The sequence below is a fragment of the Pseudomonas sp. F2 genome, from assembly GCF_057174385.1.
The window spans coordinates 2,502,476-2,528,961 of sequence record NZ_CM169904.1 but is presented as its reverse complement, the minus strand read 5'-3'; the positions used below and the strand labels follow the sequence as shown (position 1 = coordinate 2,528,961).

24 protein-coding genes and 2 rRNA genes are annotated in these 26,486 nt (G+C 59.5%); 10 read left to right on the top strand and 16 right to left on the bottom strand.

From position 1 onward, the window contains the following. Positions 1–7: 7 nt before the first annotated feature. From AC193Q_RS11220 to AC193Q_RS11205, 4 genes are read right to left on the bottom strand one after another with little or no spacing between them, the layout of a single operon-like run. The gene (locus AC193Q_RS11220) at positions 8–583 is read right to left on the bottom strand and encodes a DUF6162 family protein (protein ID WP_121186453.1); all 576 of its coding nucleotides are present in this window, start codon (positions 581–583) and stop codon (positions 8–10) included. After that, positions 580–921, bottom strand: a complete 342-nt coding sequence (locus AC193Q_RS11215) for a hypothetical protein (RefSeq protein WP_007965473.1) — start codon at positions 919–921, stop codon at positions 580–582. Before AC193Q_RS11215 ends, AC193Q_RS11220 begins: the two co-directional genes overlap by 4 nt. Further along, positions 918–1,460, bottom strand: coding sequence for a hypothetical protein (locus AC193Q_RS11210; protein WP_041069742.1), 543 nt, complete (start codon positions 1,458–1,460; stop codon positions 918–920). Before AC193Q_RS11210 ends, AC193Q_RS11215 begins: the two co-directional genes overlap by 4 nt. After that, on the bottom strand, positions 1,457–2,647 hold the full coding sequence (locus tag AC193Q_RS11205; protein WP_121186451.1) for a PepSY-associated TM helix domain-containing protein: 1,191 nt from the start codon (positions 2,645–2,647) through the stop codon (positions 1,457–1,459). Before AC193Q_RS11205 ends, AC193Q_RS11210 begins: the two co-directional genes overlap by 4 nt. A 406-nt stretch (positions 2,648–3,053) precedes the next feature. Between AC193Q_RS11205 and leuC the strand changes: the two genes are divergently transcribed. Both leuC and leuD read left to right on the top strand, forming a co-directional pair. Beyond that, on the top strand, positions 3,054–4,472 hold the full coding sequence (gene leuC / locus AC193Q_RS11200; RefSeq protein WP_483879544.1) for a 3-isopropylmalate dehydratase large subunit: 1,419 nt from the start codon (positions 3,054–3,056) through the stop codon (positions 4,470–4,472). Further along, on the top strand, positions 4,469–5,083 hold the full coding sequence (leuD, locus tag AC193Q_RS11195; protein WP_121186447.1) for a 3-isopropylmalate dehydratase small subunit: 615 nt from the start codon (positions 4,469–4,471) through the stop codon (positions 5,081–5,083). Before leuC ends, leuD begins: the two co-directional genes overlap by 4 nt. Positions 5,084–5,206: 123 nt before the next feature. Here leuD and AC193Q_RS11190 read toward each other — a convergent pair whose 3' ends face one another. The 4 genes from AC193Q_RS11190 to soxR all read right to left on the bottom strand — a co-directional run bounded on the left by AC193Q_RS11190 (position 5,207) and on the right by soxR (position 8,308). Further along, positions 5,207–6,157: a LysR substrate-binding domain-containing protein gene (locus AC193Q_RS11190; RefSeq protein WP_483879543.1), complete on the bottom strand. Its 951-nt coding sequence runs from the start codon at positions 6,155–6,157 to the stop codon at positions 5,207–5,209. Between the two features lie 23 nt (positions 6,158–6,180). Beyond that, positions 6,181–7,056, bottom strand: a complete 876-nt coding sequence (locus tag AC193Q_RS11185) for an alpha/beta fold hydrolase (protein WP_095668702.1) — start codon at positions 7,054–7,056, stop codon at positions 6,181–6,183. A gap of 239 nt (positions 7,057–7,295) precedes the next feature. Beyond that, a complete protein-coding gene (locus tag AC193Q_RS11180) occupies positions 7,296–7,754 on the bottom strand; it encodes a VOC family protein (protein WP_095668703.1) in 459 nt (152 codons plus the stop codon). 104 nt (positions 7,755–7,858) lie between these two features. Next, positions 7,859–8,308 carry a redox-sensitive transcriptional activator SoxR gene (gene soxR, locus AC193Q_RS11175; protein ID WP_047295338.1) on the bottom strand — a complete coding sequence of 150 codons (450 nt, stop codon included), beginning with the start codon at positions 8,306–8,308 and terminating at the stop codon, positions 7,859–7,861. A 92-nt stretch (positions 8,309–8,400) separates the two neighbouring features. On the opposite strand from soxR, the gene AC193Q_RS11170 reads away from it, so the two are divergent. After that, positions 8,401–8,766 (top strand): antibiotic biosynthesis monooxygenase, encoded by a 366-nt coding sequence (locus tag AC193Q_RS11170; RefSeq protein WP_003226650.1) that lies wholly within the window; start codon positions 8,401–8,403, stop codon positions 8,764–8,766. Here the strand turns inward: AC193Q_RS11170 and AC193Q_RS11165 are convergent. The 4 genes from AC193Q_RS11165 to msuE form a co-directional block, all read right to left on the bottom strand. Continuing rightward, positions 8,763–9,866, bottom strand: coding sequence for a sigma-54-dependent transcriptional regulator (locus AC193Q_RS11165; RefSeq protein ID WP_121186445.1), 1,104 nt, complete (start codon positions 9,864–9,866; stop codon positions 8,763–8,765). The genes AC193Q_RS11170 and AC193Q_RS11165 overlap by 4 nt on opposite strands. A 25-nt stretch (positions 9,867–9,891) precedes the next feature. Continuing rightward, positions 9,892–11,079: an acyl-CoA dehydrogenase family protein gene (locus tag AC193Q_RS11160; RefSeq protein WP_121186443.1), complete on the bottom strand. Its 1,188-nt coding sequence runs from the start codon at positions 11,077–11,079 to the stop codon at positions 9,892–9,894. 122 nt (positions 11,080–11,201) lie between these two features. Continuing rightward, positions 11,202–12,347 (bottom strand): FMNH2-dependent alkanesulfonate monooxygenase, encoded by a 1,146-nt coding sequence (ssuD, locus tag AC193Q_RS11155; protein WP_095137367.1) that lies wholly within the window; start codon positions 12,345–12,347, stop codon positions 11,202–11,204. A 10-nt stretch (positions 12,348–12,357) separates the two neighbouring features. Then, positions 12,358–12,921 (bottom strand): FMN reductase, encoded by a 564-nt coding sequence (gene msuE, locus AC193Q_RS11150; protein WP_121186441.1) that lies wholly within the window; start codon positions 12,919–12,921, stop codon positions 12,358–12,360. Positions 12,922–13,314: 393 nt separating this feature from the next. Here msuE and AC193Q_RS11145 point away from each other — a divergent pair, with 393 nt between their 5' ends. The 4 genes from AC193Q_RS11145 to AC193Q_RS11130 all read left to right on the top strand — a co-directional run bounded on the left by AC193Q_RS11145 (position 13,315) and on the right by AC193Q_RS11130 (position 17,526). Beyond that, entirely contained in the window at positions 13,315–13,572 is a 258-nt protein-coding gene (locus tag AC193Q_RS11145) for a hypothetical protein (protein ID WP_047295328.1), read from the top strand. 102 nt (positions 13,573–13,674) lie between these two features. Next, the gene (locus AC193Q_RS11140) at positions 13,675–14,289 is read left to right on the top strand and encodes a LysE family translocator (protein ID WP_041069783.1); all 615 of its coding nucleotides are present in this window, start codon (positions 13,675–13,677) and stop codon (positions 14,287–14,289) included. 205 nt (positions 14,290–14,494) lie between these two features. Then, positions 14,495–15,661 carry an aminotransferase class V-fold PLP-dependent enzyme gene (locus tag AC193Q_RS11135; protein WP_121186439.1) on the top strand — a complete coding sequence of 389 codons (1,167 nt, stop codon included), beginning with the start codon at positions 14,495–14,497 and terminating at the stop codon, positions 15,659–15,661. A 56-nt stretch (positions 15,662–15,717) separates the two neighbouring features. Further along, positions 15,718–17,526 carry an aminopeptidase P family protein gene (locus AC193Q_RS11130; RefSeq protein WP_121186437.1) on the top strand — a complete coding sequence of 603 codons (1,809 nt, stop codon included), beginning with the start codon at positions 15,718–15,720 and terminating at the stop codon, positions 17,524–17,526. Between the two features lie 44 nt (positions 17,527–17,570). Here AC193Q_RS11130 and AC193Q_RS11125 read toward each other — a convergent pair whose 3' ends face one another. Continuing rightward, on the bottom strand, positions 17,571–18,167 hold the full coding sequence (locus AC193Q_RS11125) for a 2-hydroxychromene-2-carboxylate isomerase (protein WP_121186435.1): 597 nt from the start codon (positions 18,165–18,167) through the stop codon (positions 17,571–17,573). 40 nt (positions 18,168–18,207) lie between these two features. Continuing rightward, positions 18,208–18,939: an SDR family oxidoreductase gene (locus tag AC193Q_RS11120; protein ID WP_483879542.1), complete on the bottom strand. Its 732-nt coding sequence runs from the start codon at positions 18,937–18,939 to the stop codon at positions 18,208–18,210. A 92-nt stretch (positions 18,940–19,031) separates the two neighbouring features. Between AC193Q_RS11120 and AC193Q_RS11115 the strand changes: the two genes are divergently transcribed. After that, the gene (locus AC193Q_RS11115; RefSeq protein WP_483879541.1) at positions 19,032–19,610 is read left to right on the top strand and encodes a TetR/AcrR family transcriptional regulator; all 579 of its coding nucleotides are present in this window, start codon (positions 19,032–19,034) and stop codon (positions 19,608–19,610) included. Between the two features lies 1 nt (position 19,611). On the opposite strand, the gene AC193Q_RS11110 is transcribed toward AC193Q_RS11115, so the two are convergent. Beyond that, positions 19,612–19,893 (bottom strand): hypothetical protein, encoded by a 282-nt coding sequence (locus AC193Q_RS11110; RefSeq protein ID WP_041069802.1) that lies wholly within the window; start codon positions 19,891–19,893, stop codon positions 19,612–19,614. Positions 19,894–20,061: 168 nt separating this feature from the next. Further along, positions 20,062–20,949: a threonine/homoserine exporter RhtA gene (gene rhtA, locus AC193Q_RS11105; protein ID WP_041069804.1), complete on the bottom strand. Its 888-nt coding sequence runs from the start codon at positions 20,947–20,949 to the stop codon at positions 20,062–20,064. A 668-nt stretch (positions 20,950–21,617) separates the two neighbouring features. On the opposite strand from rhtA, the gene AC193Q_RS11100 reads away from it, so the two are divergent. Both AC193Q_RS11100 and AC193Q_RS11095 read left to right on the top strand, forming a co-directional pair. Beyond that, positions 21,618–23,154 (top strand): 16S ribosomal RNA (locus AC193Q_RS11100). A 291-nt stretch (positions 23,155–23,445) separates the two neighbouring features. Next, a 23S ribosomal RNA gene (locus AC193Q_RS11095) occupies positions 23,446–26,337 on the top strand. Together the 16S and 23S rRNA genes form the textbook arrangement of a ribosomal RNA operon. Positions 26,338–26,486 lie beyond the last annotated feature (149 nt).

Genomic DNA, 26,486 nt, shown 5'->3' with positions numbered 1-26,486 from the left:
CGAAGGTTCAGTGGCGATGCTCGCGGGTCACGCCGGCATCGAACTGCGCGATGATCTGTTTCCAGCCAGCGGCGGACAGCGCGGCGTCGGTCAGGTCGGCGGGCGTCTGCAGCTCGGCGGCGCGGTTGAGCCAGATGTCCGGCGCGGCAGTGGCGTCGGCGCTCAGCCGCATCAAGAATGAACCGGCGACGGCGGGCGCCTGGCTGTGGCCGAAATAGGCGGTGTCCGCCAGCAATTGCCAGGCATGCCCGCCACGGCTGACCGAACTGGCGTCCTGGGCGAACGGGGCGAAACCTTCTTCGGCCAGGGTCGGTGGCGTCGGCAGGCTTTGCTGTTCTGCACGCAGCAGGCGGATTTCGTCGAGGGTCACTCGCAGGTCGGCGTAGATGCCTTGCTCGGCGGCACTCAGGTCGCGCCGCGCATCGAGCTGATGGCTGGCAACCGGTTCCGGTTCATGGGACACCCCGCGCCATGTCACCACCGAGCCGGCGACGGCAAGGATCAGCAAACACAACAGCAGAACGTTAAGGGTTTCATGCCCGGCACCGGCCGGGCGGACGACTTGCGAGGTGGGCGTGCTCATGGGGCCTCGATGTCGGCTTGGTCGATTTCCACGACGTGGCCGGGGCCGGCGTCGAACAGCACGTAAAACTCGGCCGCCGGTTTCTTGAACGTCACGGTCGAGTCGGCGCCGAGCTTGCCCGGCAGCAGAATGGTTTCGTCGTAACCGATCACATCGAGGGTCACCCCCGGTGCGCCGCTGCCGTCGGAGAAGCCGCCGGTGCATTTGATCTGCTCGGCATCAACGGCTTTGCATTCGCACATCGGGTTATGGGCCAGGGCGCCGGCGCTGAAACCTGCGCACAGCATCAGCAACGCGGCGCGCAACCGCAGGCGGGAAGGGCGTTGAACGCGGTTCATGGTTTGGCTCCTTGTTTGGTCAGCCAGGCGAGGGTCGCGGGAGAGGCCTGGCTCAGGGGAATCGAGGCTTGGTGCAGGCTGCCGTCCCAGCCTTCCATGGTGATCCACAGTTCGGCATCGGCCTTGGTCTTTTCCGCCACCGGCAGTTGCGCGCCCATGCGATACGGCGTGCCGAAGAAAATCACCCCGGCGGCGCGCAGGCTGCGCGGTTTGCCGATGCGCAGGTAGGTGGCCTTGACCTGTTCGACGCAGGCGTCGCAGAGGGCGGCATTGAAGTCCTTCATGTAGCCGGCGGGGCCGCTCAGGCGCGGTGCTTCGTTACGCAGTTCGGCCAGGCGCAGGCTCCACGGGCCGACCTGGATTTCGCCGACCTCATGTTCACCGAGGCCGACGTCACCGCGAAACAGCGCAGCATCGGCGAAGTACTTGGGCATGAACCCCAGCGGAATCAGCAGCAACAAGGCGTTCAGGTGAAAGCGCCATTTGTGCCAGAAGCGGCGCAGGGCGGACGGTTGGGCAGTGCGATTGGACGGGCTCACAGGCTGACCTCCGCCGGTTCACGGCTGACGCGGGGGCTGCGGGCCTTTTTATTCTCGCGCTTGAGGGCGTTGGCGGTGGCCAGCGCGGTGCGCTTGGTCCAGATCAACAGGCCGCTGAGGACCATCATGCTCAGCAGCAGGCCGAAGAAGAACCAGATCAGTTTGATCCACAGACCGCCGAAATCACCGGTGTGCAGCGGGCGCATCGACTCGGTGACGAACTCCAGCGAAGAGCGGTCAGTCAGCAGTCGGGTGGCGGCCATGTCACCGTTGTACGGGTTGAGCGTGGCGGTCTGGAACATCAGTGGATACCAGCCGCGACCGCCAACGCTCAGGTGACTGTAAGCATTGCCCGGCAGGCTGACGAAGCTGACATCCAGCCCGGGGATGTGCTGTTCGGCGATCTGTACCGCGCGATCAAGGCTGATTCGCGGGGGAGGACTGGCGTCGTTCGACATCGGTACGCTCTCCCGGGACATGGCGGGAATGATCGGCTCGCTGCTGATGGACACCTGGTTGTCGGCCAGAATGGCCTGAATCAGAAACCAGGTGCCGGTGATCGAGATCACCGCGATGAACCAGATTGACCAGATGCCGCTCAGTCGATGGAAATCGCCCCAGAAGATCCGCGCGCCGTGGCGAAATCGCAGGGTGGGCTTGAAGAAGCCTTTCCAGAATCGTTTGTAGACCACCAACCCGGTGACCAGCGAGGCCAGCATCGGCAGGCCGAGGAATGACACCAGGTACCAGCCCCAACTGAAACCGTTGGTGAACGGCACCAGCCACCAGCCGTGCAGGGCCCGGGTGAACGCCTTGAAGTTGAAGTCCGGCGCCGGGCCTTGAATCACGCCTGTGTACGGGTTGACGTAGACCGTCTGGGTGCGGCCGTCGGGGTAGCTGACCTCGACATCGAGGGCGAAGTGCGACTCGTCGGGACGGCTGATGCTTTCCACCAGCGTCTGCGGTTCGGCCTGTTTGATCGCGGCCAGCACCTGATCGTAACTGAGCCGCGGCGCATCGTCCGACGGTTGGCTGGCGCGCATCTGCGGGTTGGCCAGCCAGACGATTTCCTGGCTGACCACCGCCAGCGTGCCGGTGACACAGACGATCAGGACAAAAAACCAGATCGGCAACGCGAGCCAGCTATGCACCAGGAACCACAGTTTGGAACGGGATTTCTTCGACATGATTGCGCGTCTTGATTTCGATGAAAGGGCACGCGGCTACGGGCTTCGCAGCGCGGGTGTCCGCAAAAAGGCGCGGTCGTGGCGGTTGCCTGTGCGAACGGCCTGCATCTCTATAGGACGGATGAGCCGGACAAATCCCGATGGCTGATATGAAAGTAAATGTTTCGCACTTCCCCCAGTCACCACCAACCCCTGTGGGAGCGAGCTTGCTCGCGAATGCGGTAGATCATTCAACATTGATGTCGACTGACACGACGCCTTCGCGGGCAAGCCCGCTCCCACAGGGGCGTTCGCTGATCAGCCGATCAAACACGCTTCATGAATGGCGCTCTCACTGTCGGGCAATTGATGGCCGGTTCGCGCTCCTTATGATGGAAAGCACTGGATTTCCCGAGTGAGCCCCCTGATGAGCCCCAGAACCCTCTACGACAAACACATCGATTCGCACACCGTGTGCCGCCTCGACGATCAGGGCCATGTGCTGCTGTATATCGATCGCCAGGTGATCAACGAATACACCAGCCCGCAGGCGTTCAGCGGTCTGCGCGCCGCCGGGCGCAAGGTCTGGCGGCCGGGCACGGCGCTGGCGGTGGTCGATCACGTCAATCCGACCACGCCGCAACGGGTGGCGGCGATGCCCGATGCCGGCGGTGCGCGGCAGGTGTCGTATCTGGCGGAAAACTGCCGGGACTTCGGCATCGAACTGCTGGATATCCTCGACAAACGTCAGGGCATCGAGCATGTGATCGCCCCGGAGCAGGGCTTCATTCTGCCGGGCATGGTCATCGCCGCGGGCGACAGCCACACCACCACCTACGGTGCGCTGGGGGCGTTCGGGTTTGGCATTGGCACCTCGGAAATCGAGCACCTGCTGGCCTCACAAACGCTGGTCTACAAACGCCTGAAAAGCCTGCGCGTGACGGTGGAGGGCGAGCTGGCACCGGGGCTGACGTCCAAGGATGTGATCATGGCGCTGATCGGTCGCATCGGTGCGTCGGGTGCCACGGGTTATGCCATTGAATTCTGCGGTTCGACCATTGATGCGCTGAGCGTCGAAGCGCGGATGACCATTTGCAACATGGCGGTCGAAGCCGGTGCACGCGGTGCGTTCATGGCGCCGGACGAAACAGTTTTTGCTTATCTCGAGGGCAAACCCCGCGCACCGCAAGGCGAACTGTTAGCGCGCGGCGTGGAAAAATGGCGTGAACTGCGCAGCGATCCCGGTGCGGTGTTCGACCGAGAAATCCACCTCGACGCCACTCTGCTGGAACCGATGGTCACTTGGGGTACCAGCCCGGATCAGGCGGCGCCGATCGGCGCGCAGGTGCCGGACCCGCAAAGCATCGCCGATCCGATCCTGCGTCAGGACATGCGCCGCGCCCTGCATTACATGGGCCTGGAGCCGGGCATGGCGCTGCGCGATATTGTCATCAGTCACGCGTTTATCGGCTCCTGCACCAACGCGCGGATCGAGGATCTGCGTGACGCCGCCAGCGTCGTGCGTGGGCGGCGGGTGGCCGGGCATGTGCGGGCGATGATCGTGCCCGGTTCCAGCGAAGTGCGCGCTCAGGCCGAGGCTGAAGGGCTGGCGCAGATCTTTATCGACGCCGGGTTTGAATGGCGTCAGTCCGGTTGCTCGATGTGCCTGGCGATGAACGATGACGTACTCGCGCCCGGCGACCGTTGCGCCTCCAGCACCAACCGCAATTTCGAAGGCCGCCAGGGTGCCGGGGCGCGTACGCACCTGATGAGCCCGGCGATGGTCGCCGCCGCCGCGATCAGTGGCCACCTCACCGACATCCGCCACTTTGGAGAACGTCCATGAGTCTGCAACCCTTCACGCAAGTCAGCGGCCAGGCCGCGCCGCTGCTCGCGGCCAACGTCGACACCGACGTGATCATGCCCAAGCAATTCCTCAAGGGCATCGACCGTCAGGGACTGGATCGTGGGCTGTTTTTCGATCTGCGCTTTCTCGCCGACGGTACGCCCACCCCGGAATTCGTGTTGAACCAGCCAGCCTGGCAGGGCGCGAGTTTTCTGGTGGTCGGGGCGAATTTCGGCTGCGGTTCCAGCCGCGAACACGCGGTGTGGGGGTTGCAGCAAATGGGCATTCGCGCGCTGATCGGCAGCCGTTTCGCCGGGATCTTCTTCGACAACTGCCAGCGCAACGGGGTGTTGCTGATCACGCTGGATGAGGCGCAGGTGCAGCGCATTGGCCGGTTGGTGAGTCAGCCTGAAACGGCGCAGATCAGTGTGGATCTGGAGACGCAGCAGATTCATCTGGCGGACGGTGAAGTCATCGATTTCCAGATTGACGGCTTGCGCAAGACCGCGCTGTTGCTGGGGCTGGATGCGATTGGCAGTACCTTGCAGCGACGAGCGCAGATCGAGGCGTTCGAGCGCGAACACCTGGCCGCCAACCCATGGCTGGCCTGACACACCTTTGACCCTGTGGGAGCTGGCTTGCCAGCGATGAGGCCAGCACATCCAACATTTATATTGGCTGAGCTGACGCCTTCGCTGGCAAGCCAGCTCCCACAGGGTTTTGTGGTGTTTGGGCTAGAGAGAAAGATCCTTGAAATGCCCCTGCAAAAACTCCACACACGCCCGCAGCTTTCCGGAGTTGGCCAGCCGCGTCGGGTACACCGCCCAGACATTGGCGCTCTGGCTGTAATCGGCCAGCACCGGCAGCAGTCGGCCCTGTTCCAGCAACGGTTTCACATCCCACAATGAGCGCAGCAACACCCCGCGTCCGTCGAGCGCCCATTGCAGGACGATTTCGCCGTTGTTGGACGACAGCGGCCCACTGACGCGCACGCTTTCCTGCGTGCCGTCACGATCCAGATCCCAGATGCCGAACGCGTTGTCGCGCTCCTTGATCACCAGACAATCGTGTTGTTGCAGATCGTCCAGGGTCTGCGGTGTACCTCGGCGTTCAAGGTATCCGGGCGCAGCGCACAGCACCCGGCGGTTGCTCACCAGTTGCCGGCCGATGTGCTGGCCGGGCAGGTCGTCGCCGACGCGGATTTCCAGATCGAAACCTTCGTTGACGATGTCCACCGCGCGGTCGAACAGGTCCAGGCGAATCTGCAATTGCGGGTGCCGTTCCGCCAGCAGCGAAACCGCAGGCGCCACATGGTTGCGGCCGAAGCCGAAACTGCTGCAGATGTGCAGGCGTCCGCGTGGGCTGTCGTGGGCGTCGGCCAGATCGTCGTGCAGTTGCTGGAAATCATCGAGGATGCGCAAAGCCCAGCGCTGCACCCGCTCGCCGTCCTCGGTCAGCGACACGCGGCGACTGGTGCGGTGCAGCAGGCGGGTGCCGAGGGTCGATTCGAGAATCTGGATGCGTTTGCTGACGTAGGCCGGGCTCAGGCCCAGCTCATCGGCGGCGGCTGCGAAGCCGTTCTTGCGGATCACGGTCAGCAGCACCCGCAGGTCTTCGGGCAGGGGCACGGGGTCTTGGTTCCGGGACATGTGGGGGCGGGCACTGGCGGCACAAGCCGCCAGCATAGCATCGGTGGGGAACGCTCGATTCAGCGCAGGAAATCCAGCGCTTCGGCGAGCAACAGTTCGGGCACTTCTTCGGCCAGATAATGCCCGGCCGGCAGCGCCTTGCCACTGACGTTGGTTGCCACGTGCTGCCATTCCTTGAGCGGGTCGAAGCAGCGCCCGACCGTGCCTTGCGCGCCCCACAGCACCCGCAGCGGCAGGTCAAGATGATGGCCGGCAGCGAGGTCGGCCCGGTCATGTTCCAGGTCGATGCTGGCGCTGGCGCGGTAGTCCTCGCAAATGCCTCGGGCGCTGCCGGGACGTTGCAGACAACGCAGGTATTCGCTGAACGCTGGCCCGGTAAACGGCGTGAGCCCGGCGCTGCGGCTGCCCATGACGCTGCGCAGATAGCCTTCAGGATCGGCTTCGATCAGGGTTTCCGGCAACGGCGCCGGGCGGATCAGGAAGAACCAGTGCCAATAGGCGCGGGCAAAGGCCTCGTTGGTCTGCGTGTACATCGCCAGGGTCGGGGCGATGTCCAGCAGCATCATCCGTTGCACCGCAGCGCGGTGGTCGAGGGCCAGGCGATGGGCGACCCGCGCGCCACGGTCGTGGGCCAGCACCGAAAACTGTTCGAAGCCCAGCGCCTGCATCAACTCGAGGTTGTCCCTGGCCATTTCGCGTTTTGAGTAATGACGATGTTGTTCATCGGCAGCCGGCCGGGCGCTGTCGCCGTATCCGCGCAGGTCGGCGGCGACCACGGTGAAATGCTCCGCCAACTGCTCGGCAATCTTGTGCCAGATCACATGGGTCTGCGGGTGTCCGTGCAACAGCAACAGGCCCGGGCCGCTGCCGCCGAGGCGGTAGGCGATGTCGACACCGTTGATGTGGCGCTGGTCTTTGCTGAATCCGGCAAACATCGGGCTGATCCTTGTTCAGGTGCGGGTGGGATGCATCCTGAAAGTGTTCGGCATGCGGGGCAAGGGTTGAAGCGTGGTGTGGTGGTTCATGAAGTGTGATGTGTGTCGCCAGGGCTGGCCCCTTCGCGGGCAAGCCCGCTCCCACAGTGTTTTTCTGTGTGACACCCATCGTGTAAACACCAAAGATCTCTGTGGGAGCGGGCTTGCCCGCGAAGAGGCCAGCCCAGCCCCTGAAAATCTCAACCCTGCTGAAACATCTCCATCGCCCGCTGCCTGATCTGCTCCTCGGTCAGATCCTCCTTGCGCGTCGCCAGAAACCACAGATGCCCATAAGGATCTTTCAGCGTCCCGCTGCGATCACCATAAAACTGATCCTTGACCTCGGACACCGCTTGCGCCCCGGCCTCCAGTGCCCGCTGAAAGGATTTGTCGACATCGGTGACATACAGATGCAGACCGACCGACACGGCATGGTCCGGGCCGCTCAATGGCCCTTGATCGCACGGTGTGCCGAGCATGATCGCGCTGTCGCCAATGCGCAGCTCGGCGTGGCCGATACGGCCGTCCGGCATGTCCAGGCGCATGACCACCGTGGCGCCGAAGGCTTTTTTATAGAATTCGATGGCATCGGCAGCCTTTAGGATGCCGAGGTACGGGGTAATGCTGTGATACCCCTCGGGAATGGGTTTGACGCTCATGACGTTCTCCCTGTTCTTTGTTTTGCGAGGTAGGGCTCCACCGGATTTGTGGAAAATTCACTATAGAACTGTCTGCGCGGGCAGAATTTTTCCCCGACGAGCCGTCAGCCGAGAAAGTGCGCCCCCGGCCCTTTCTCACCGAGCACATCGCCCTGGTTGCGCAACGGGCAAGCTTCCATCGACAGACAGCCGCAGCCGATGCAGCCGGTAAGCCGGTCACGCAACAGGGTCAGCTGATTAATCCGTTCATCCAGCTCGCGGCGCCATTGCTCGGAGAGGATTTTCCAGTCCGCTGCGGTTGGTGCGCGGTCGTCGGGGAGTCTCTTCAGCGCCTCGCCAATCTCCGCCAGCGGAATACCCAGGCGTTGCGCGACCTTGATCAACGCTACTCGGCGCAAGACCGCCCGTGGATAACGGCGCTGATTGCCGGCATTGCGCTGACTCTTGATCAGGCCTTTGGCTTCATAAAAGTGCAGGGCAGTGACCGCGACACCGCTGCGCGCGGCGACTTCGCCGACGGTGAGCTGTTTGTGCAGGTTTTCCGGGGTGATCATTTTGCAAAGGGCTCTTGACCTTGACTTAACTAGAGGTTTTACCCTGCAGGTCTTCGAGTCGCAAGACTCGGCTTAATCAGTGGGGACTTCTCATGCAAACCTCAGCGAAAAATCGCAGTTTTACCCAATTGATCGAATTCGAGATCGAGCCGCGTCAGCAGCCGGCATTGGTTTCGGCGCTGTCGCAGCAGAGCGAACATCTGGCGCAGCGCTACGCAGGCTTCGTCAGCGCCAGCGTCCAGGTCAGCGACGACGGTCGGCGGGTGCTGAGCTTGCTGCAATGGCAAAGCCGCGAAGCCGGGGAGGCGGCGTTCTGTCGCTATGAAAGCGGCGAGCAGGATTTCTGGCAGCTGATCCGCGCCCATCAGGCGAAAACCGTGACCTTCAATTCATTTCAGGTGTTGAGCAGCATCGCCCGCAGCCATGACGATGCGCTGCACTGCAACCTGGTCGGCTAGATCGACAACTGGATCAGGCGTTCACCGCGCAGGTTCTCCGTGAGCCGCCGCTTGTTCACCGCCAGTTCGCCGATCTTTATCAGCCGTGTGCGCGTGACGTTGCGGCTCAGACCGAGCAGCGCGGCGGTGTGCACCTGGTTGTAATGGCAGAAGCGATAGGCGGCGCGCAGCAAGGCGTCTTCGACCTTTTCGTGGAGGGCGCCGGCCTGTTGCTCGAAGAGCTTTTGAAAGGCCCGTTCCAGCAACGCTTCCGGTGAATCGTCGGCGCCTGACTGCTGATCGTCCGCGCGCTCGATGCGCAGGTTGGACAGGCGCAGATCATCGCGCTCGATCACACCGTTGCGGCAGATCAACAGGGTGTGATGGATGACGTTTTCCAGTTCGCGGATGTTCCCCGGCCAACTGTAGCTGCGCAGTTTCTGTTCGGCACCGGGGCTGATACTGACCCGTCCGTAACCCAGGCGCTGGCTGTAGGCCTCGATGAAATGCCGGGTCAGCGGCAGGATGTCGCCGGGCCGTTCGCGCAGCGGACTGAGTTCCAGATTGACCACGTTCAACCGGTAGAACAGGTCTTCGCGGAAGTTGCCGGCATTGATCGCTTTCTCCAGTTGCACGTTGGTCGCGGCCAGCACCCGCACATCGATCGGAATGCTTTTGCGCGAACCGAGGCGCACCACTTCGCGTTCCTGCAACACCCGCAGCAACTTGACCTGAATCGCCATCGGCAAATCGCCGATTTCGTCGAGGAACAAAGTGCCGCCGTCCGCCTCTTCGAACCAGCCGGCCTTGGCGCCGAGCGCGCCGGTGAAAGCGCCTTTTTCATGGCCGAACAGCTCGGCTTCCACCAGTGATTCGGAGAAGGCGCCGCAGTTGACTGCGACAAACGGCCGATGCCGGCGGTGGCTCAGGTTGTGAATATGCCGCGCCACCAGTTCCTTGCCGGTGCCGGTCTCGCCGATGATCAGCACGCTGGCTTCGCTCGGCGCGACCTGTTGCAGATGCGCCAGCAAGGCCTGGGATTTCGGGTCTTCGAAGACTTGCGCGGTGGCACGGATCGACGTCGCCAGAGCGGGTGAGGGCGGAAGGGTCAGCAGTTGCATGGGACTCGCTCCATTAAAGGCAAGATCAGGAATAGAACGTCGGCACCGGCAGCGCCTGGTTCAGCGCCCAGTCGCCCAGCTCGTGTAGTTTGTAATCGAGCGGGTCGTGCAGAGTCTGCGTGCGCAGGTTGCGCCAGTGTCGGTCGAGACGCAGCGAGGCGTGGGTTGAACGCGCGCCGGTGACTTCGAACAAACGGCTGCAGATGTCCAGTCCCTGACGACTGGCGGCGACCTTGGCGGTGGCAATCGCCGTGGCCAGATGTCCACGTTCTTCTGCGGTCAGGTTCGGGCCTTTGGCCCAGGCCTCGTCGAGCAGCGCGGCGGCCCGCTCGACCAGCAGACGAATGCCTTCCAGTGCGACCCAGAACTCGCCGTAATGCGCGAGCACGTATGGGTCTTCGCGCACGTCGCGGGCGGCGGATTTGTGCCAGAGCCGGGTTTCGCTCAGGGTGTATTGGCGGGCTTCTGCAAAGGCACCTTCGGCGATCCCGAGAAACAGGTGGGTGAAGGTCAACTGCGCAATCAGCGGACGCAGGCAGGCGAACGGCGTGCTCAACGGGCCGGGATCGAGCAGCAGCTCGGATTCTTCGACCCGCACCCGTTCGAACGTGGCGCTGCCGCTGTCGGTCTGGCGCTGGCCGATGTTGTTCCAGTCGTCGTGCAGAGTGATGCCGCTGCGACCGCTGGGGATTGCCGCGATCAGCAATTTGCCGCCGGCACTTTCGTCGACGGCGGAAGCGATCAACATCTGCGAATCGCTGGCGCCGGAGCAGAAGCTTTTCTTCCCGGAAAACTCGCGCCAGCCGCCGAAGTCCTTGACCACAGTGCGGGTGTCGAGTGGGTTGAGGGCGTTACCCCAGAACCAGTTCTGCCGCGCGGTCTGTTCGAACCATGGCTGCCATTGTTCGGGCCGCGAGAACAGGCGCACGGTGGCAAGCATCAGGTGATGAAAGCCGAAGACGTGGGCGATGGAACTGTCGACCTTGGCGAACTCGCGCACGACTTGCAGGGTTTCGCTCCATGTCGCGCCGAGGCCGCCGTAACGGTTGGGAATGCTCAGAGCCAGCAGGCCGCTGTCGCGCAGGGCATCGCGTTCGGCCTTCGGTGTACCGCCGCGCTCGTCACGTTCGACGGCGGTCAGGGCAAATTCGGCGGCCAGTTGGCGCGCGGTCTGCAGCGGGGAGAGCAGGGTGCTTTGTGGTTTGGCGGTCACACCAAAACTCCTATGTTCTACAACTTCCGTGTAGGAGCTGCCGAAGGCTGCGATCTGTTGATTTGATTTTTACAAGCAAGATCAACAGATCGCAGCCTTCGGCAGCTCCTACAGTGGACGTTTTAGGCCTTTGCCTGGGTGGGCAACACATCGTTGGCAATCATTTCGCCAAACGGCCCGGTGAGGTTGGTCACGCCGCGTCCGGCCAGGCTCGCGTAGGGTTCCGGCAGCAGCGGGAACACCAGTTCGGCAAAGCGGTAGGCTTCTTCCAGGTGCGGATAACCGGAGAAGATGAAGCTCTCGATACCGAGGTCGGCGTACTCCTTGATCCGCGCGGCCACTTGCTGCGGATCGCCCACCAGCGCGGTACCGGCACCGCCGCGTACCAGACCGACGCCGGCCCACAGGTTGGGGGCGATTTCCAGGTTGTCGCGACGCCCGTCGTGCAACGCTGCCATGCGTCGCTGGCCTTCGGAGTCGAAGCGCGAGAAGGATTTCTGCGCGGCCTCGATGGTCTCGTCGCTGATGTGCTCGATCAGTTTGTCCGCCGCTTTCCATGCTTCTTCAGCGGTTTCGCGGACGATCACGTGCAGACGAATCCCGAACTTCACCTTGCGCCCGTGCCGCGCCGCACGTTCGCGCACATCGGCGAGTTTTTCGGCGACGGCGGCGGGCGGTTCGCCCCAGGTCAGGTACACGTCGACTTGCTCGGCAGCGAGGTCATGCGCCGCGTCGGACGAGCCACCGAAATACAGTGGCGGATAGGGTTTCTGCACTGGCGGATAGAGGGCCTTGGCGTTCTGTACTTTCAGGTGTTTGCCTTCGAAATCCACCGATTCGCCTTGCAACACCCGGCGCCAGATCTTGAGGAATTCGTCGGTGACTTCGTAGCGTTCGCTGTGGCTGAGGAAGCTGCCGTCGCCACGGTTTTCGTCGGGGTCGCCGCCGGTCACCACGTTGATCAGCAGGCGGCCGTTGGACAGTCGATCGAGCGTCGCCGCCATGCGCGCCGAAACGGTGGGCGAAATGATCCCCGGACGGATCGCTACCAGATAACGCAGGCGCTCGGTCAACGGCACCAGCGCCGAAGCGATCACCCACGAGTCTTCGCAGGAGCGCCCGGTGGGAATCAGCACGCCGTGGTAGCCGAGGCTGTCGGCGGCTTGCGCCACTTGTTTCAGGTAATTCAGGGTGACCGGGCGCGCGCCTTGGGTGGTGCCCAGGTAATGCCCGTCGCCGTGGGTCGGCAGGAACCAGAAAACATCCATGAACAGCTCCTTAAGCGATTTTCAGCAACGGTTTGATTTGCGTGCCGAACAGCGGCGCGGCGCGTTCGGCGGCCAGGCGAATGCGCGCTTTCAGCGGTTCGCTGGTGATCTGGTAGTCGGCGAAATCGGCCTCGGTGGCATAGACCCCGATGGGCAGGGTCACGGCCTGGAAGAAACTGAACAGCGGCCGCAACTGGTGATCCAGCACCAGCGCATGGCGCTCACTGCCCCCGGTGGCAGCGAGCAGTACCGGGGTGTCGATCAGCGCGTTGAGGTCGATCAGGTCAAACAGATGCTTGAGCAGGCCCGGGTAGGAACCGCGATACACCGGCGCGGCGACGATCAGCAGATCGGCCTGTTCGATGGCTTGCAGTTCGGCCTCGACCTCGGCGTTCAGCTCCTGACGCGACAGGGCACCACCCAACGGTCGGGCGATGTCACCGAGTTCGATCAGATGACTCTCGACCGGCAAGTGTCCGGCCAGTTCGGCCAACAGCGCTTGGGTCAGCACCAGCGTGCGCGATGGACGCCAGGTGCCGCCGGAGAGGGCGACGACTTTCAGGGGACGCGACATGATCAGTTCCTTTTTTTCAACAGTTGCTCAGCGAGCAGTGAGTCAGTGCCAAGGCTTGAGCAAGCGCTGTACCAATTCCTGAGAGGCCCGGTTTTATTGGGCCTGAGCGCTCTGGCGTGAGTCGGTTGTGCGGATATCAGGCGGGTTTGTTGATCTGCTGTTGCCTGGGCAACAGTTGCTGGAGCAACAGTTGTTCGCCGTGTGCAGGGATTTATAGCGACTGCTGTTTATTCCGTAAAAGAACGTTAATCGATATTTATAGATCATTAGGAGATATGGCGACGATACAGCTGAAATCCTGATAGCCACTATTGAACGCGTTGATTTTTGCCCGGACGGGCGCGGGCGTAGCCTTTGTCCATCGACTACCACCGCCCCGCCAGGACGCTCCCCATGAATCATTTACTGACTGTTTCGCTGTTGCTCGCTGTCTCCGTACTCGCCGGTTGCGCGACCCACGTTTCCCCCGAACAACGGCCTTACACCGCCGAAGAAACCCGCGAACTGGCGATGGAAGCGCTGAATCGCAGCGGCTTGTCCTTCGACGAATATCACGCGAAGAAAGCCGCACTGCTGGGCGAATCGCAATTCGACAAGAAAGCTGAAATGAGCGCCGGGCGAGCCATACAGCTGCACGGTCGTCCAAGTTAATCGAAAACTGTACTGCTCGAATTTTCGCGTAACTGTCCGTGGGTTTGCGGGCTGCCGTGCGATAGGGTCAACACCTGAATGACCCCCGACGGATTGCCCTCCATGACCCTTTCGCTTGATCTGCTGTTGGGCTTTGCCCTGTTTGCCCTTGTCACCTCGATTACACCGGGGCCGAACAACACCATGTTGCTGGCGTCGGGGGTGAACTTCGGCTTCAACCGCACCATTCCTCACATGCTCGGCATCACCTGCGGTTTCTTCGTATTGGTGGTCGCGGTGGGCTTTGGCCTGGGCGCGGTATTCCAGACATACCCGATTCTGTACACGGTGCTGCGCTATGTCGGCGCCGCGTATCTGTTGTACCTGGCGTGGAAAATCGCCCACTCGGGGCCGGTGGGCGAGGGCGTCGAAGGCGAGGCCCGGCCGATCAGCTATCTCGGCGCGGCGGCGTTCCAGTGGGTCAATCCCAAGGCCTGGATCATGGCCATCGGCGCCATCAGCACCTACACGCCGATGCAGGGTTATTTCACCAACGTGGTGGTGATTGCCGCCGTGTTTGCCATCATCAACCTGCCCAGTGTCGGCGTCTGGGCGGCGTGTGGCACGCTGTTGCGCAACGTGCTGAAGGACCCGCGCTGGTTGCGCGTGTTCAACTGGGGCATGGCGGCGCTGTTGGTGATTTCGCTGTACCCGTTACTTCTCGAAAGCTTTCACTGACGCATTGCTTCAACCGCCGGCCCGATGCCTGTTAAGCTCGGCTTCAGGAGCGTTCCTACGCACTTTTAAATGAAGTTGTTCTTCTTTAACGGCATCCGATCAGGTATTGATGACGCTCTCGAACCGACGCGCAGCTCACAAGGCTGCGTTGTGCCGTTTGCAGACACGAGCCTCCTGATCCCGGAACACGCTCTGCGAGTCTTTTATGAATAAACGTCCGCTGTATTTCGATTACGCCGCCACCACCCCGGTGGACGAGCGAGTCATCCAGATGATGATCGACTGTCTGGGTTTTCACGGTAACTTCGGCAACCCGGCGTCCAGTTCCCATGCCTTTGGCCAGCAGGCCCGGCAAACGGTCGAGCAGGCCCGTCGACAAGTCGCCGAACTGGTGGGCGCCGAAGCCGCGCAGATCGTCTGGACCTCCGGTGCCACCGAATCCAACAACCTCGCCCTCAAGGGCGTAGCCCAGGCGCGCGGCGTTGCCGGTGGCCACATCATTACCAGCCAGATCGAACACAAAGCCATTCTTGATACCGCCCGGCAATTGCAGGACGCCGGTGTTGCGGTGACCTATCTGGTGCCGGATGCCGAAGGCCTGATCACCCCGCAAGCGGTCAGCGAAGCCATGCGCGACGATACCTTTCTGGTGTCGCTGATGCTGGTCAACAACGAACTCGGTACCCTCAACGATATCCCGGCCATTGGTGAAGTCGTGCGCGGCCGTGGCGCGCTGTTCCACGTCGATGCCGCGCAGGGTGCGGGCAAAGTGGCGATCGATCTGCAGCAATGGCCGGTGGACTTGATGTCGTTTTCGGCGCACAAACTCTATGGCCCCAAGGGGATCGGCGCGTTGTATGTCGGCCCGCGCGCGCAGCAGCGTTTGCAGGCGCAGATTCATGGCGGCGGCCACGAAGGCGGGCTGCGTTCCGGGACGCTGGCGACGCATCAGATCGCCGGCATGGGCGCGGCATTCGCCCTGGCCGCTGTGGCGTTCGATGAGGAGAAAACATCCATCGTGGCGCTGCGTGAGCGCTTGCTCGAACAGTTGTCGAGCCTGCCTGGCGTGCGTCTCAACGGCAGCGCTAGCCAGCGCATCCCGCATACGTTGAGCCTGACGTTCAGCGAAGGTGAGTTCAACGGTGCAGCCTTGAGCCAGTCGATCGCCTTTTCCGCGACCTCGGCCTGTAACTCGGCGAGCAACACGCCCTCTCACGTGCTGTTGGCCCTGGGGCACGATGCCCGGCTGGCCGGTCGCACCATTCGCCTGAGCCTCGGCCGTTTCACCACTGCCGACGATATCGATCAGGCGGCAGAACTGATCAAAAGCGCCTGCGCCAGTGCTCCGGCATTCTGGGCGACAGGGCTTTAACCAGCCGGTTTTCACGGCTACGAACAATAACGATGAAGTGATTGGCAGGAGACATGATGAGTACCCAGACTTTGACCGAAGGAACGGTTCCCCAGCGCCTGGCGCGCACCCGTGAACTGATGCGCCGCGAAGGCATTCATGCGTTGCTGGTGCCATCGGCGGACCCGCACCTCTCGGAATACCTGCCGGGTTACTGGCAAGGGCGCCAATGGCTGTCGGGCTTTCATGGCTCGGTCGGCACGTTGATCGTGACTGCCGATTTCGCCGGGGTCTGGGCTGACAGTCGCTATTGGGAGCAGGCGACCAAGGAACTCAAGGGCAGCGGCATCGAACTGGTCAAGCTGCAACCGGGTCAGCCGAGTCCGCTGGACTGGCTCGCCGAGCAGACACCCGAAGGTGGCGTGGTCGCGGTCGACGGTGCGGTGATGGCCGTTGCCTCGGCCCGCACGTTGAGCAGCAAGCTTGAAGCCCGCGGCGCGCGTCTGCGTACCGACATCGATTTGCTGAATGAAGTCTGGGTGGACCGCCCGAGCCTGCCGAACGCGCCGATCTATCAACATCTGCCACCGCAAGCGACGGTCAGCCGTGGCGAAAAACTCGCCAAACTGCGTGAGACCTTGCGGGAACGTGGCGCCGACTGGCACTTCATCGCCACCCTCGACGACATTGCCTGGCTGTTCAACCTGCGCGGCGGCGATGTCTCGTTCAATCCGGTGTTTGTGTCGTTCGCGTTGATCAATCAACAGCAAGCGACCCTGTTTGTGGCCTTGAGCAAAGTCGACGCCGAGTTGCGCGCAGTGCTGGAGCAGGATGGCGTGACTCTGCGCGATTACCGCGAAGTCGCCGACGCCTTGCGCGCTGTACCAGGCGGCGCGAGCCTGCTGGTGGATCCGGCGCGGGTGACCAGCGGTTTGCTGGATAACCTGGACAAAGGCGTGAAACTGGTCGAAGGCCTGAACCCGACCACGCTCGCCAAATCGCAAAAGAGTGAGGCTGATGCGCAGCACATCCGCAAGGCCATGGAGCAGGACGGCGCGGCGTTGTGCGAGTTCTTCGCCTGGCTGGAATCGGCCTGGGGTCGTGAACGCATCACCGAACTGACCATCGACGAGAAACTCACTGCTGCCCGTGAGCGTCGTCCGGATTACGTGTCGCTGAGCTTCAACACGATTGCCGCGTTTAACGCCAACGGCGCAATGCCGCACTATCACGCCACCGAAGAAGAACACGCGGTGATCGAGGGTGATGGCTTGCTGCTGATCGACTCGGGCGGCCAGTACCTGGGCGGCACTACCGACATCACCCGAATGGTGCCAGTGGGGACGCCAACGGCTGAGCAGAAGCGTGATTGCACTCGCGTACTCAAAGGCGTGATTGCTCTTTCGCGGGCGCAGTTCCCGAAAGGCATTCTGTCGCCGTTGCTCGACGCCATCGCCCGCGCACCGATCTGGGCGGAAAGCGTGGATTACGGTCACGGCACCGGTCATGGGGTCGGCTATTTCCTCAACGTTCACGAAGGCCCGCAGGTGATCGCCTATCAGGCAGCACCGGCACCGCAAACGGCGATGCAAGCGGGGATGATCACCTCGATCGAACCGGGCACTTATCGTCCGGGCCGTTGGGGCGTGCGCATCGAGAACCTGGCGATGAATCGCGAGGCGGGGAGCAGCGAGTTCGGTGAGTTCCTCAAGTTTGAAACCTTGACCCTGTGTCCGATCGACACGCGCTGCCTGGAACCGTCCTTGCTGACGCAGGAAGAGAAGCAGTGGTTCAACGCCTATCACGCTGAAGTGCGTGAGCGTCTGAGTCCGTTGCTGGAGGGCGCTGCGCTGGAGTGGCTGAACACGCGCACCGTGGCGATCTGAATGGCTGAAACCCGGGCGCTGTCGGCAGTGCCCGGGTGTTGTTTCTAATCTTGACGCAGGGCCTCTTCGACGAAGTCGAGGCGGTCCTGTCCAAAGAACATCTGGTTGCCGATAAACATGCTCGGCGCGCCAAACACCCCGCGTTTAATGGCTGTTTCGGTGTTGTCCTTCAGGGCTGCCTTTACTGTCTCATCGTTGGTCAGGGCCAGAACTTCATTGGGGTCGAAGCCGTGCTCGCTCAATACCGCAGCGACAGTTGCCGGCTCATCAAGCGGGCGTCCCTCCACCCACAATGCCTTGAACAGACAATCGATAAACGCGTGAAAGCGTTCCGGTTGGCGCAGTTGGATGCCGGTGACGGCTCGCATCAGCATCAGTGTGTTGATCGGAAAATGCGGATTGAATTTCAGCGGCACGCCGTAACGCTTGGCGTAGCGATCCAGATCCTGAAACATATAGCGGCCCTTTGCCGGAATCATCGCCGGCGATGCGTTGCCGGTCGCCTTGAACACGCCGCCCAGCAGCATCGGGATGTAAATCAGCTGGCTCGCGGCCTCGGCACAGATCTTCGGCAACTGGGTATAGGCCAGGTAAGTGGCAGGGCTGCCGAGATCGAAATAGAACTCCACGGTTTTCGTCATCTTCGCTGCTCTCTATTTATTGTTATGGAGGAGGTGGGGCTTACCAGCGTTCGTTCCACGGGCGCAGATCCAGTTCGAAGGTCCAGGCATCCCGTGGCTGACGGTGCAGATACCAATAGTTTTCGGCGATGTGTTCTGGGTTGAGAATACCGTCCTGATCCTTGGTCGCGTACTTCTCCGGGAAACTGTTGCGAATGAAATCGGTGTCGATGGCGCCATCTACCACCACGTGCGCGACATGGATGTTCATCGGCCCCAGCTCACGCGCCATGCTTTGCGCCAGTGCACGGATACCGTGTTTGGCGCCGGCAAACGCGGCAAATCCGGAAGCGCCACGCAGTCCAGCGGTAGCGCCAGTGAACAGAATGGTGCCGCGCTGGCGCGTGACCATGCGCTTGGCCACTTCGCGGGCATTGAGAAAACCCGAGAAACAGGCCATTTCCCAGATCTTGAAATACTTGCGCGCAGTTTCTTCGAGAATGCTGCAAGGCACGTTGGCGCCGATGTTGAAGACAAACGCCTCGATCGGACCCAGGCGGGTTTCGATCTCTTCAATCAACGCGATGACGTCTTCTTCCTTGCGCGCATCGCAGGCAAAACCATGTGCTTCTCCACCCTCGGCCAGGATCGCGTCGACCAGCGGCTGCAATTTGTCGGCACTGCGCCGGGTGACGCAAGCGACAAATCCTTCCCTGGCAAAGCGCTTGGCAATCGCTCCGCCGGTGGCATCGCCGGCACCAACGACTAATACGACCTTCTTGTTGTTATTCATGGGTGAATCCCTTTAGTAAACGATCGTTAAGTGAACGAACGTTATGCTAGGATCCGGACAACGTCAAGGCGGTCGATCAAGAGGGTAAGCACATGCGGTATTCCGCCGGTCACAAGCTGGAAACCCGAGAAAAACTGCTGAACAGCAGTGCACTGTCAGCCAAGCGTTCGGGCTTTTCCACAGTCGGTGTCGATGGTTTGATGAAGGCTATCGGCTTGAGTGGCGCGGCGTTTTATAGCCACTTCTCGTCGAAAAACGAGCTGTTCACCGCTATCGTCGAGCGCGAACTGTGTCAGAGCCTGGAGCGGCTGGGGGGGAAGGGGGCGCAGGACCGTGAGCGGCTGGAACGCTGTCTCAAGCAGTACCTGAGCATGGCTCACGTGGAGCAGCCTGAATCGGGCTGTGCCTTGCCGACGCTGGGCGCGGAAATTGCCCGTTCAGATGATCAGGTTCGCGAGCAGGCAGAGTTGTGGATTTGTCGGCTGCAAGCCAGTTGGGCGCAGATTCTGGAAAGCGACAGCCTGGCCTGGGCGATTCTGTCGCAATGCGTCGGAGCGCTGGTAGTGGCGCGGATGCTGGTGACGCCGGAGATTCAACAGACGGTATTGCAGTCCAGTCATGAGGAAATCGGGTGTCAACTGGCTGCTCGGAAAGGCGGGCAGCCTGAATGATTCACTTGCAGATGACGATCATGCTGCGGCTGGTATAGCCAGCCGGATTGAGACCGAACGGGTAATCGCCTGGCTCTTCCACGGCGTCCCCGGATTTGGCGATGACCTTGTAGCCTTTGGGGGCGCAGGAATTGGCGGCGCTGGTGTAGCACTTGTCCCAAGAGGACGACAGCCCGGAACAGTTGATGTGCAGCCCTTTTTTACCGTGCTTCACCTGGGTCTTGGAGGTCGCTGCGCACCCCGCTACTGCCAATACAGCGATCAGTATCAAAATTCGTTTCATTACCGTCCTTATGGTAGCCACGAGTCTGGCGCTCGGGTCTGCCTGTATTCGCCTGCGCTTTAAGCGGTTTGATATCCCTGTCCGAAAAATCCATGTCTGGCACTGAGTCAAGGGGGCTAAACATGGCCTAAATGAACGCCAATTGCCAGACCTTCGTCAAATCCTGTCTCAATCCGCCGCAACGGCGGGCTTGGCGGTGCTGCCCATGGTCATGGTTGCCCCGACGGAAGCCAGAATAATGCAGAGGATCGCCATCCATTGTGACAGCGTGAGGTACTCCTGCAAAAACAGGAGGCCCGACAATGCGCCGAAGGCCGGTTCGATACTCATCAAGGTACCGAAGGTGCGGGCAGGCATGCGGGTGAGGGCGACCATCTCAAGGGTATAGGGCAAAGCTGTTGAGAGGATGGCGACGCCGATGGCGATCGGGATCAGCGACGGGGTCAGCAACGCGGTGCCGGCATGCACGATGCCGATCGGCGCGACAAACAGTGCGGCGATCATCACGCCCAGAGCCGCAGTCGTCACGCCGTTGTCTGCACCAGCTTTTTGGCCGAACAGAATATACAACGCCCAGCACACGCCGGCGCCCAGGGCATAACCGGCGCCGACCAGATCAATTCCCGCGGATGTTGCTCCCGTCGGGATCAACAACAGCAGGCCGACCGCCGCCAAGGCAATCCAGAGAAAATCGATAGCGCGGCGAGAGGCGTAAATGGCGACGGCCAGCGGACCCGTGAACTCAAGCGCGACTGCAATACCAAGCGGTACGGTGCGCAATGACATATAGAAGAGGAAGTTCATCCCGCCCAGCGCCATTCCGTAAACGATCACTGTCCGCAGCGACTGAGCTGTCAGCCTTGCGCGCCATGGGCGCAGCAATAACAGCATGATTACGCTGGCGAAGACCAGACGCAGAGTGGTCGTCCCTTGAGCGCCGACTACCGGGAACATGCTTTTGGCTAAAGAGGCGCCAGACTGGATGGATGCCATGGCTATTAATAAGAGGCCAACCGGGAACAGCGTTGAGGCCAGAGAGCGAGGTTGGTCAGTCATTGCGAGGCATCGTCCAAAGGTAAGAGCAGAGTATTGTTTTAGGTGTTGGGCAATATACTGCGCATTCGGAGGCATTGCGTCTATATATAGCTGGCTTTTTCGGTGTCTCGACAGAAAACTGAAATTAACGGTTGACTGCAGATTCTGGAGGTCTATAATTCGCCCCACTTCCGGCGCAGTCGAAACGGAAAACTCCTTGAGATTCAATGAGTTACGCAGTTTCGGCAGCGGCTTGCTTCAGTTTATCGAAGCCTGGAAGGAGTTGAAGGGGCGGTGATGTTTGGCTCTTTTGACGGTTCGATCTTCTCGGTCGAAAGCGGTGAAAAAGAGGTGTTGACAGCAGCGTGTAACGCTGTAGAATTCGCCTCCCGCTAACGAGAGATCGGAAGCGCAAGTGGTTGAAGTTGTTGAAGAATTCTTCGAAAGCTTCTGAAAATAATCACTTGACAGCAAATGAGGCTGCTGTAGAATGCGCGCCTCGGTTGAGACGAAAGATCTTAACCAACCGCTCTTTAACAACTGAATCAAGCAATTCGTGTGGGTGCTTGTGGAGTCAGACTGATAGTCAACAAGATTATCAGCATCACAAGTTACTCCGCGAGAAATCAAAGATGTAACCAACGATTGCTGAGCCAAGTTTAGGGTTTCTTAAAAACCCAAAGATGTTTGAACTGAAGAGTTTGATCATGGCTCAGATTGAACGCTGGCGGCAGGCCTAACACATGCAAGTCGAGCGGATGAGAGGAGCTTGCTCCTGGATTCAGCGGCGGACGGGTGAGTAATGCCTAGGAATCTGCCTGGTAGTGGGGGACAACGTTTCGAAAGGAACGCTAATACCGCATACGTCCTACGGGAGAAAGCAGGGGACCTTCGGGCCTTGCGCTATCAGATGAGCCTAGGTCGGATTAGCTAGTTGGTGAGGTAATGGCTCACCAAGGCGACGATCCGTAACTGGTCTGAGAGGATGATCAGTCACACTGGAACTGAGACACGGTCCAGACTCCTACGGGAGGCAGCAGTGGGGAATATTGGACAATGGGCGAAAGCCTGATCCAGCCATGCCGCGTGTGTGAAGAAGGTCTTCGGATTGTAAAGCACTTTAAGTTGGGAGGAAGGGTTGTAGATTAATACTCTGCAATTTTGACGTTACCGACAGAATAAGCACCGGCTAACTCTGTGCCAGCAGCCGCGGTAATACAGAGGGTGCAAGCGTTAATCGGAATTACTGGGCGTAAAGCGCGCGTAGGTGGTTTGTTAAGTTGGATGTGAAATCCCCGGGCTCAACCTGGGAACTGCATCCAAAACTGGCAAGCTAGAGTATGGTAGAGGGTGGTGGAATTTCCTGTGTAGCGGTGAAATGCGTAGATATAGGAAGGAACACCAGTGGCGAAGGCGACCACCTGGACTGATACTGACACTGAGGTGCGAAAGCGTGGGGAGCAAACAGGATTAGATACCCTGGTAGTCCACGCCGTAAACGATGTCAACTAGCCGTTGGGAGCCTTGAGCTCTTAGTGGCGCAGCTAACGCATTAAGTTGACCGCCTGGGGAGTACGGCCGCAAGGTTAAAACTCAAATGAATTGACGGGGGCCCGCACAAGCGGTGGAGCATGTGGTTTAATTCGAAGCAACGCGAAGAACCTTACCAGGCCTTGACATCCAATGAACTTTCCAGAGATGGATTGGTGCCTTCGGGAGCATTGAGACAGGTGCTGCATGGCTGTCGTCAGCTCGTGTCGTGAGATGTTGGGTTAAGTCCCGTAACGAGCGCAACCCTTGTCCTTAGTTACCAGCACGTTATGGTGGGCACTCTAAGGAGACTGCCGGTGACAAACCGGAGGAAGGTGGGGATGACGTCAAGTCATCATGGCCCTTACGGCCTGGGCTACACACGTGCTACAATGGTCGGTACAGAGGGTTGCCAAGCCGCGAGGTGGAGCTAATCCCACAAAACCGATCGTAGTCCGGATCGCAGTCTGCAACTCGACTGCGTGAAGTCGGAATCGCTAGTAATCGCGAATCAGAATGTCGCGGTGAATACGTTCCCGGGCCTTGTACACACCGCCCGTCACACCATGGGAGTGGGTTGCACCAGAAGTAGCTAGTCTAACCTTCGGGAGGACGGTTACCACGGTGTGATTCATGACTGGGGTGAAGTCGTAACAAGGTAGCCGTAGGGGAACCTGCGGCTGGATCACCTCCTTAATCGACGACATCAGCTGCTCCATAAGTTCCCACACGAATTGCTTGATTCATTGAAGAAGACAAAAGCTAAGTAAAAGCTTAGAAATGAATATTCCGGCGTGAATATTGATTTCTAGTCTTTGATTAGATCGTTCTTTAAAAATTTGGGTATGTGATAGAAAGATAGACTGAACGTTACTTTCACTGGTAACGGATCAGGCTAAGGTAAAATTTGTGAGTGACTCTTAAGAGTTTTGCGAATTTTCGGCGAATGTCGTCTTCACAGTATAACCAGATTGCTTGGGGTTATATGGTCAAGTGAAGAAGCGCATACGGTGGATGCCTTGGCAGTCAGAGGCGATGAAAGACGTGGTAGCCTGCGAAAAGCTTCGGGGAGTCGGCAAACAGACTTTGATCCGGAGATGTCTGAATGGGGGAACCCAGCCATCATAAGATGGTTATCTTGTACTGAATACATAGGTGCAAGAGGCGAACCAGGGGAACTGAAACATCTAAGTACCCTGAGGAAAAGAAATCAACCGAGATTCCCTTAGTAGTGGCGAGCGAACGGGGACTAGCCCTTAAGTGGCTTTGAGATTAGCGGAACGCTCTGGAAAGTGCGGCCATAGTGGGTGATAGCCCTGTACGCGAAAGTCTCTTAGTCATGAAATCGAGTAGGACGGAGCACGAGAAACTTTGTCTGAATATGGGGGGACCATCCTCCAAGGCTAAATACTACTGACTGACCGATAGTGAACTAGTACCGTGAGGGAAAGGCGAAAAGAACCCCGGAGAGGGGAGTGAAATAGATCCTGAAACCGTATGCGTACAAGCAGTGGGAGCAGACTTTGTTCTGTGACTGCGTACCTTTTGTATAATGGGTCAGCGACTTATTTTCAGTGGCGAGCTTAACCGAATAGGGGAGGCGTAGCGAAAGCGAGTCTTAATAGGGCGTCTAGTCGCTGGGAATAGACCCGAAACCGGGCGATCTATCCATGGGCAGGTTGAAGGTTAGGTAACACTGACTGGAGGACCGAACCGACTACCGTTGAAAAGTTAGCGGATGACCTGTGGATCGGAGTGAAAGGCTAATCAAGCTCGGAGATAGCTGGTTCTCCTCGAAAGCTATTTAGGTAGCGCCTCATGTATCACTGTAGGGGGTAGAGCACTGTTTCGGCTAGGGGGTCATCCCGACTTACCAAACCGATGCAAACTCCGAATACCTACAAGTGCCGAGCATGGGAGACACACGGCGGGTGCTAACGTCCGTCGTGAAAAGGGAAACAACCCAGACCGTCAGCTAAGGTCCCAAAGTTATGGTTAAGTGGGAAACGATGTGGGAAGGCTTAGACAGCTAGGAGGTTGGCTTAGAAGCAGCCACCCTTTAAAGAAAGCGTAATAGCTCACTAGTCGAGTCGGCCTGCGCGGAAGATGTAACGGGGCTCAAACCATACACCGAAGCTACGGGTATCACGCAAGTGATGCGGTAGAGGAGCGTTCTGTAAGCCTGTGAAGGTGAGTTGAGAAGCTTGCTGGAGGTATCAGAAGTGCGAATGCTGACATGAGTAACGACAATGGGTGTGAAAAACACCCACGCCGAAAGACCAAGGTTTCCTGCGCAACGTTAATCGACGCAGGGTTAGTCGGTCCCTAAGGCGAGGCTGAAAAGCGTAGTCGATGGAAAACAGGTTAATATTCCTGTACTTCTGGTTATTGCGATGGAGGGACGGAGAAGGCTAGGCCAGCTTGGCGTTGGTTGTCCAAGTTTAAGGTGGTAGGCTGAGATCTTAGGTAAATCCGGGATCTTAAGGCCGAGAGCTGATGACGAGTTACCTTTCAGGTGACGAAGTGGTTGATGCCATGCTTCCAAGAAAAGCTTCTAAGCTTCAGATAACCAGGAACCGTACCCCAAACCGACACAGGTGGTTGGGTAGAGAATACCAAGGCGCTTGAGAGAACTCGGGTGAAGGAACTAGGCAAAATGGCACCGTAACTTCGGGAGAAGGTGCGCCGGTGAGGGTGAAGGACTTGCTCCGTAAGCTCATGCCGGTCGAAGATACCAGGCCGCTGCGACTGTTTATTAAAAACACAGCACTCTGCAAACACGAAAGTGGACGTATAGGGTGTGACGCCTGCCCGGTGCCGGAAGGTTAATTGATGGGGTTAGCTAACGCGAAGCTCTTGATCGAAGCCCCGGTAAACGGCGGCCGTAACTATAACGGTCCTAAGGTAGCGAAATTCCTTGTCGGGTAAGTTCCGACCTGCACGAATGGCGTAACGATGGCGGCGCTGTCTCCACCCGAGACTCAGTGAAATTGAAATCGCTGTGAAGATGCAGTGTATCCGCGGCTAGACGGAAAGACCCCGTGAACCTTTACTATAGCTTTGCACTGGACTTTGAATTTGCTTGTGTAGGATAGGTGGGAGGCTTTGAAGCGTGGACGCCAGTTCGCGTGGAGCCATCCTTGAAATACCACCCTGGCAACTTTGAGGTTCTAACTCAGGTCCGTTATCCGGATCGAGGACAGTGTATGGTGGGTAGTTTGACTGGGGCGGTCTCCTCCTAAAGAGTAACGGAGGAGTACGAAGGTGCGCTCAGACCGGTCGGAAATCGGTCGTAGAGTATAAAGGCAAAAGCGCGCTTGACTGCGAGACAGACACGTCGAGCAGGTACGAAAGTAGGTCTTAGTGATCCGGTGGTTCTGTATGGAAGGGCCATCGCTCAACGGATAAAAGGTACTCCGGGGATAACAGGCTGATACCGCCCAAGAGTTCATATCGACGGCGGTGTTTGGCACCTCGATGTCGGCTCATCACATCCTGGGGCTGAAGCCGGTCCCAAGGGTATGGCTGTTCGCCATTTAAAGTGGTACGCGAGCTGGGTTTAGAACGTCGTGAGACAGTTCGGTCCCTATCTGCCGTGGACGTTTGAGATTTGAGAGGGGCTGCTCCTAGTACGAGAGGACCGGAGTGGACGAACCTCTGGTGTTCCGGTTGTCACGCCAGTGGCATTGCCGGGTAGCTATGTTCGGGAAAGATAACCGCTGAAAGCATCTAAGCGGGAAACTTGCCTCAAGATGAGATCTCACTGGAACCTTGAGTTCCCTGAAGGGCCGTCGAAGACTACGACGTTGATAGGTTGGGTGTGTAAGCGCTGTGAGGCGTTGAGCTAACCAATACTAATTGCCCGTGAGGCTTGACCATATAACACCCAAGCAATCTGAATGCTCGAAAGAGACCAGATTGCGGTGTGTGAAGACGCAATGAACCGAAAGTTCGCGCAGCTTACAAACACCTGTATCACATACCCGATTTGCTGAAGCGAGGCCAGTTGGTCACGAGTCAGTACCCGA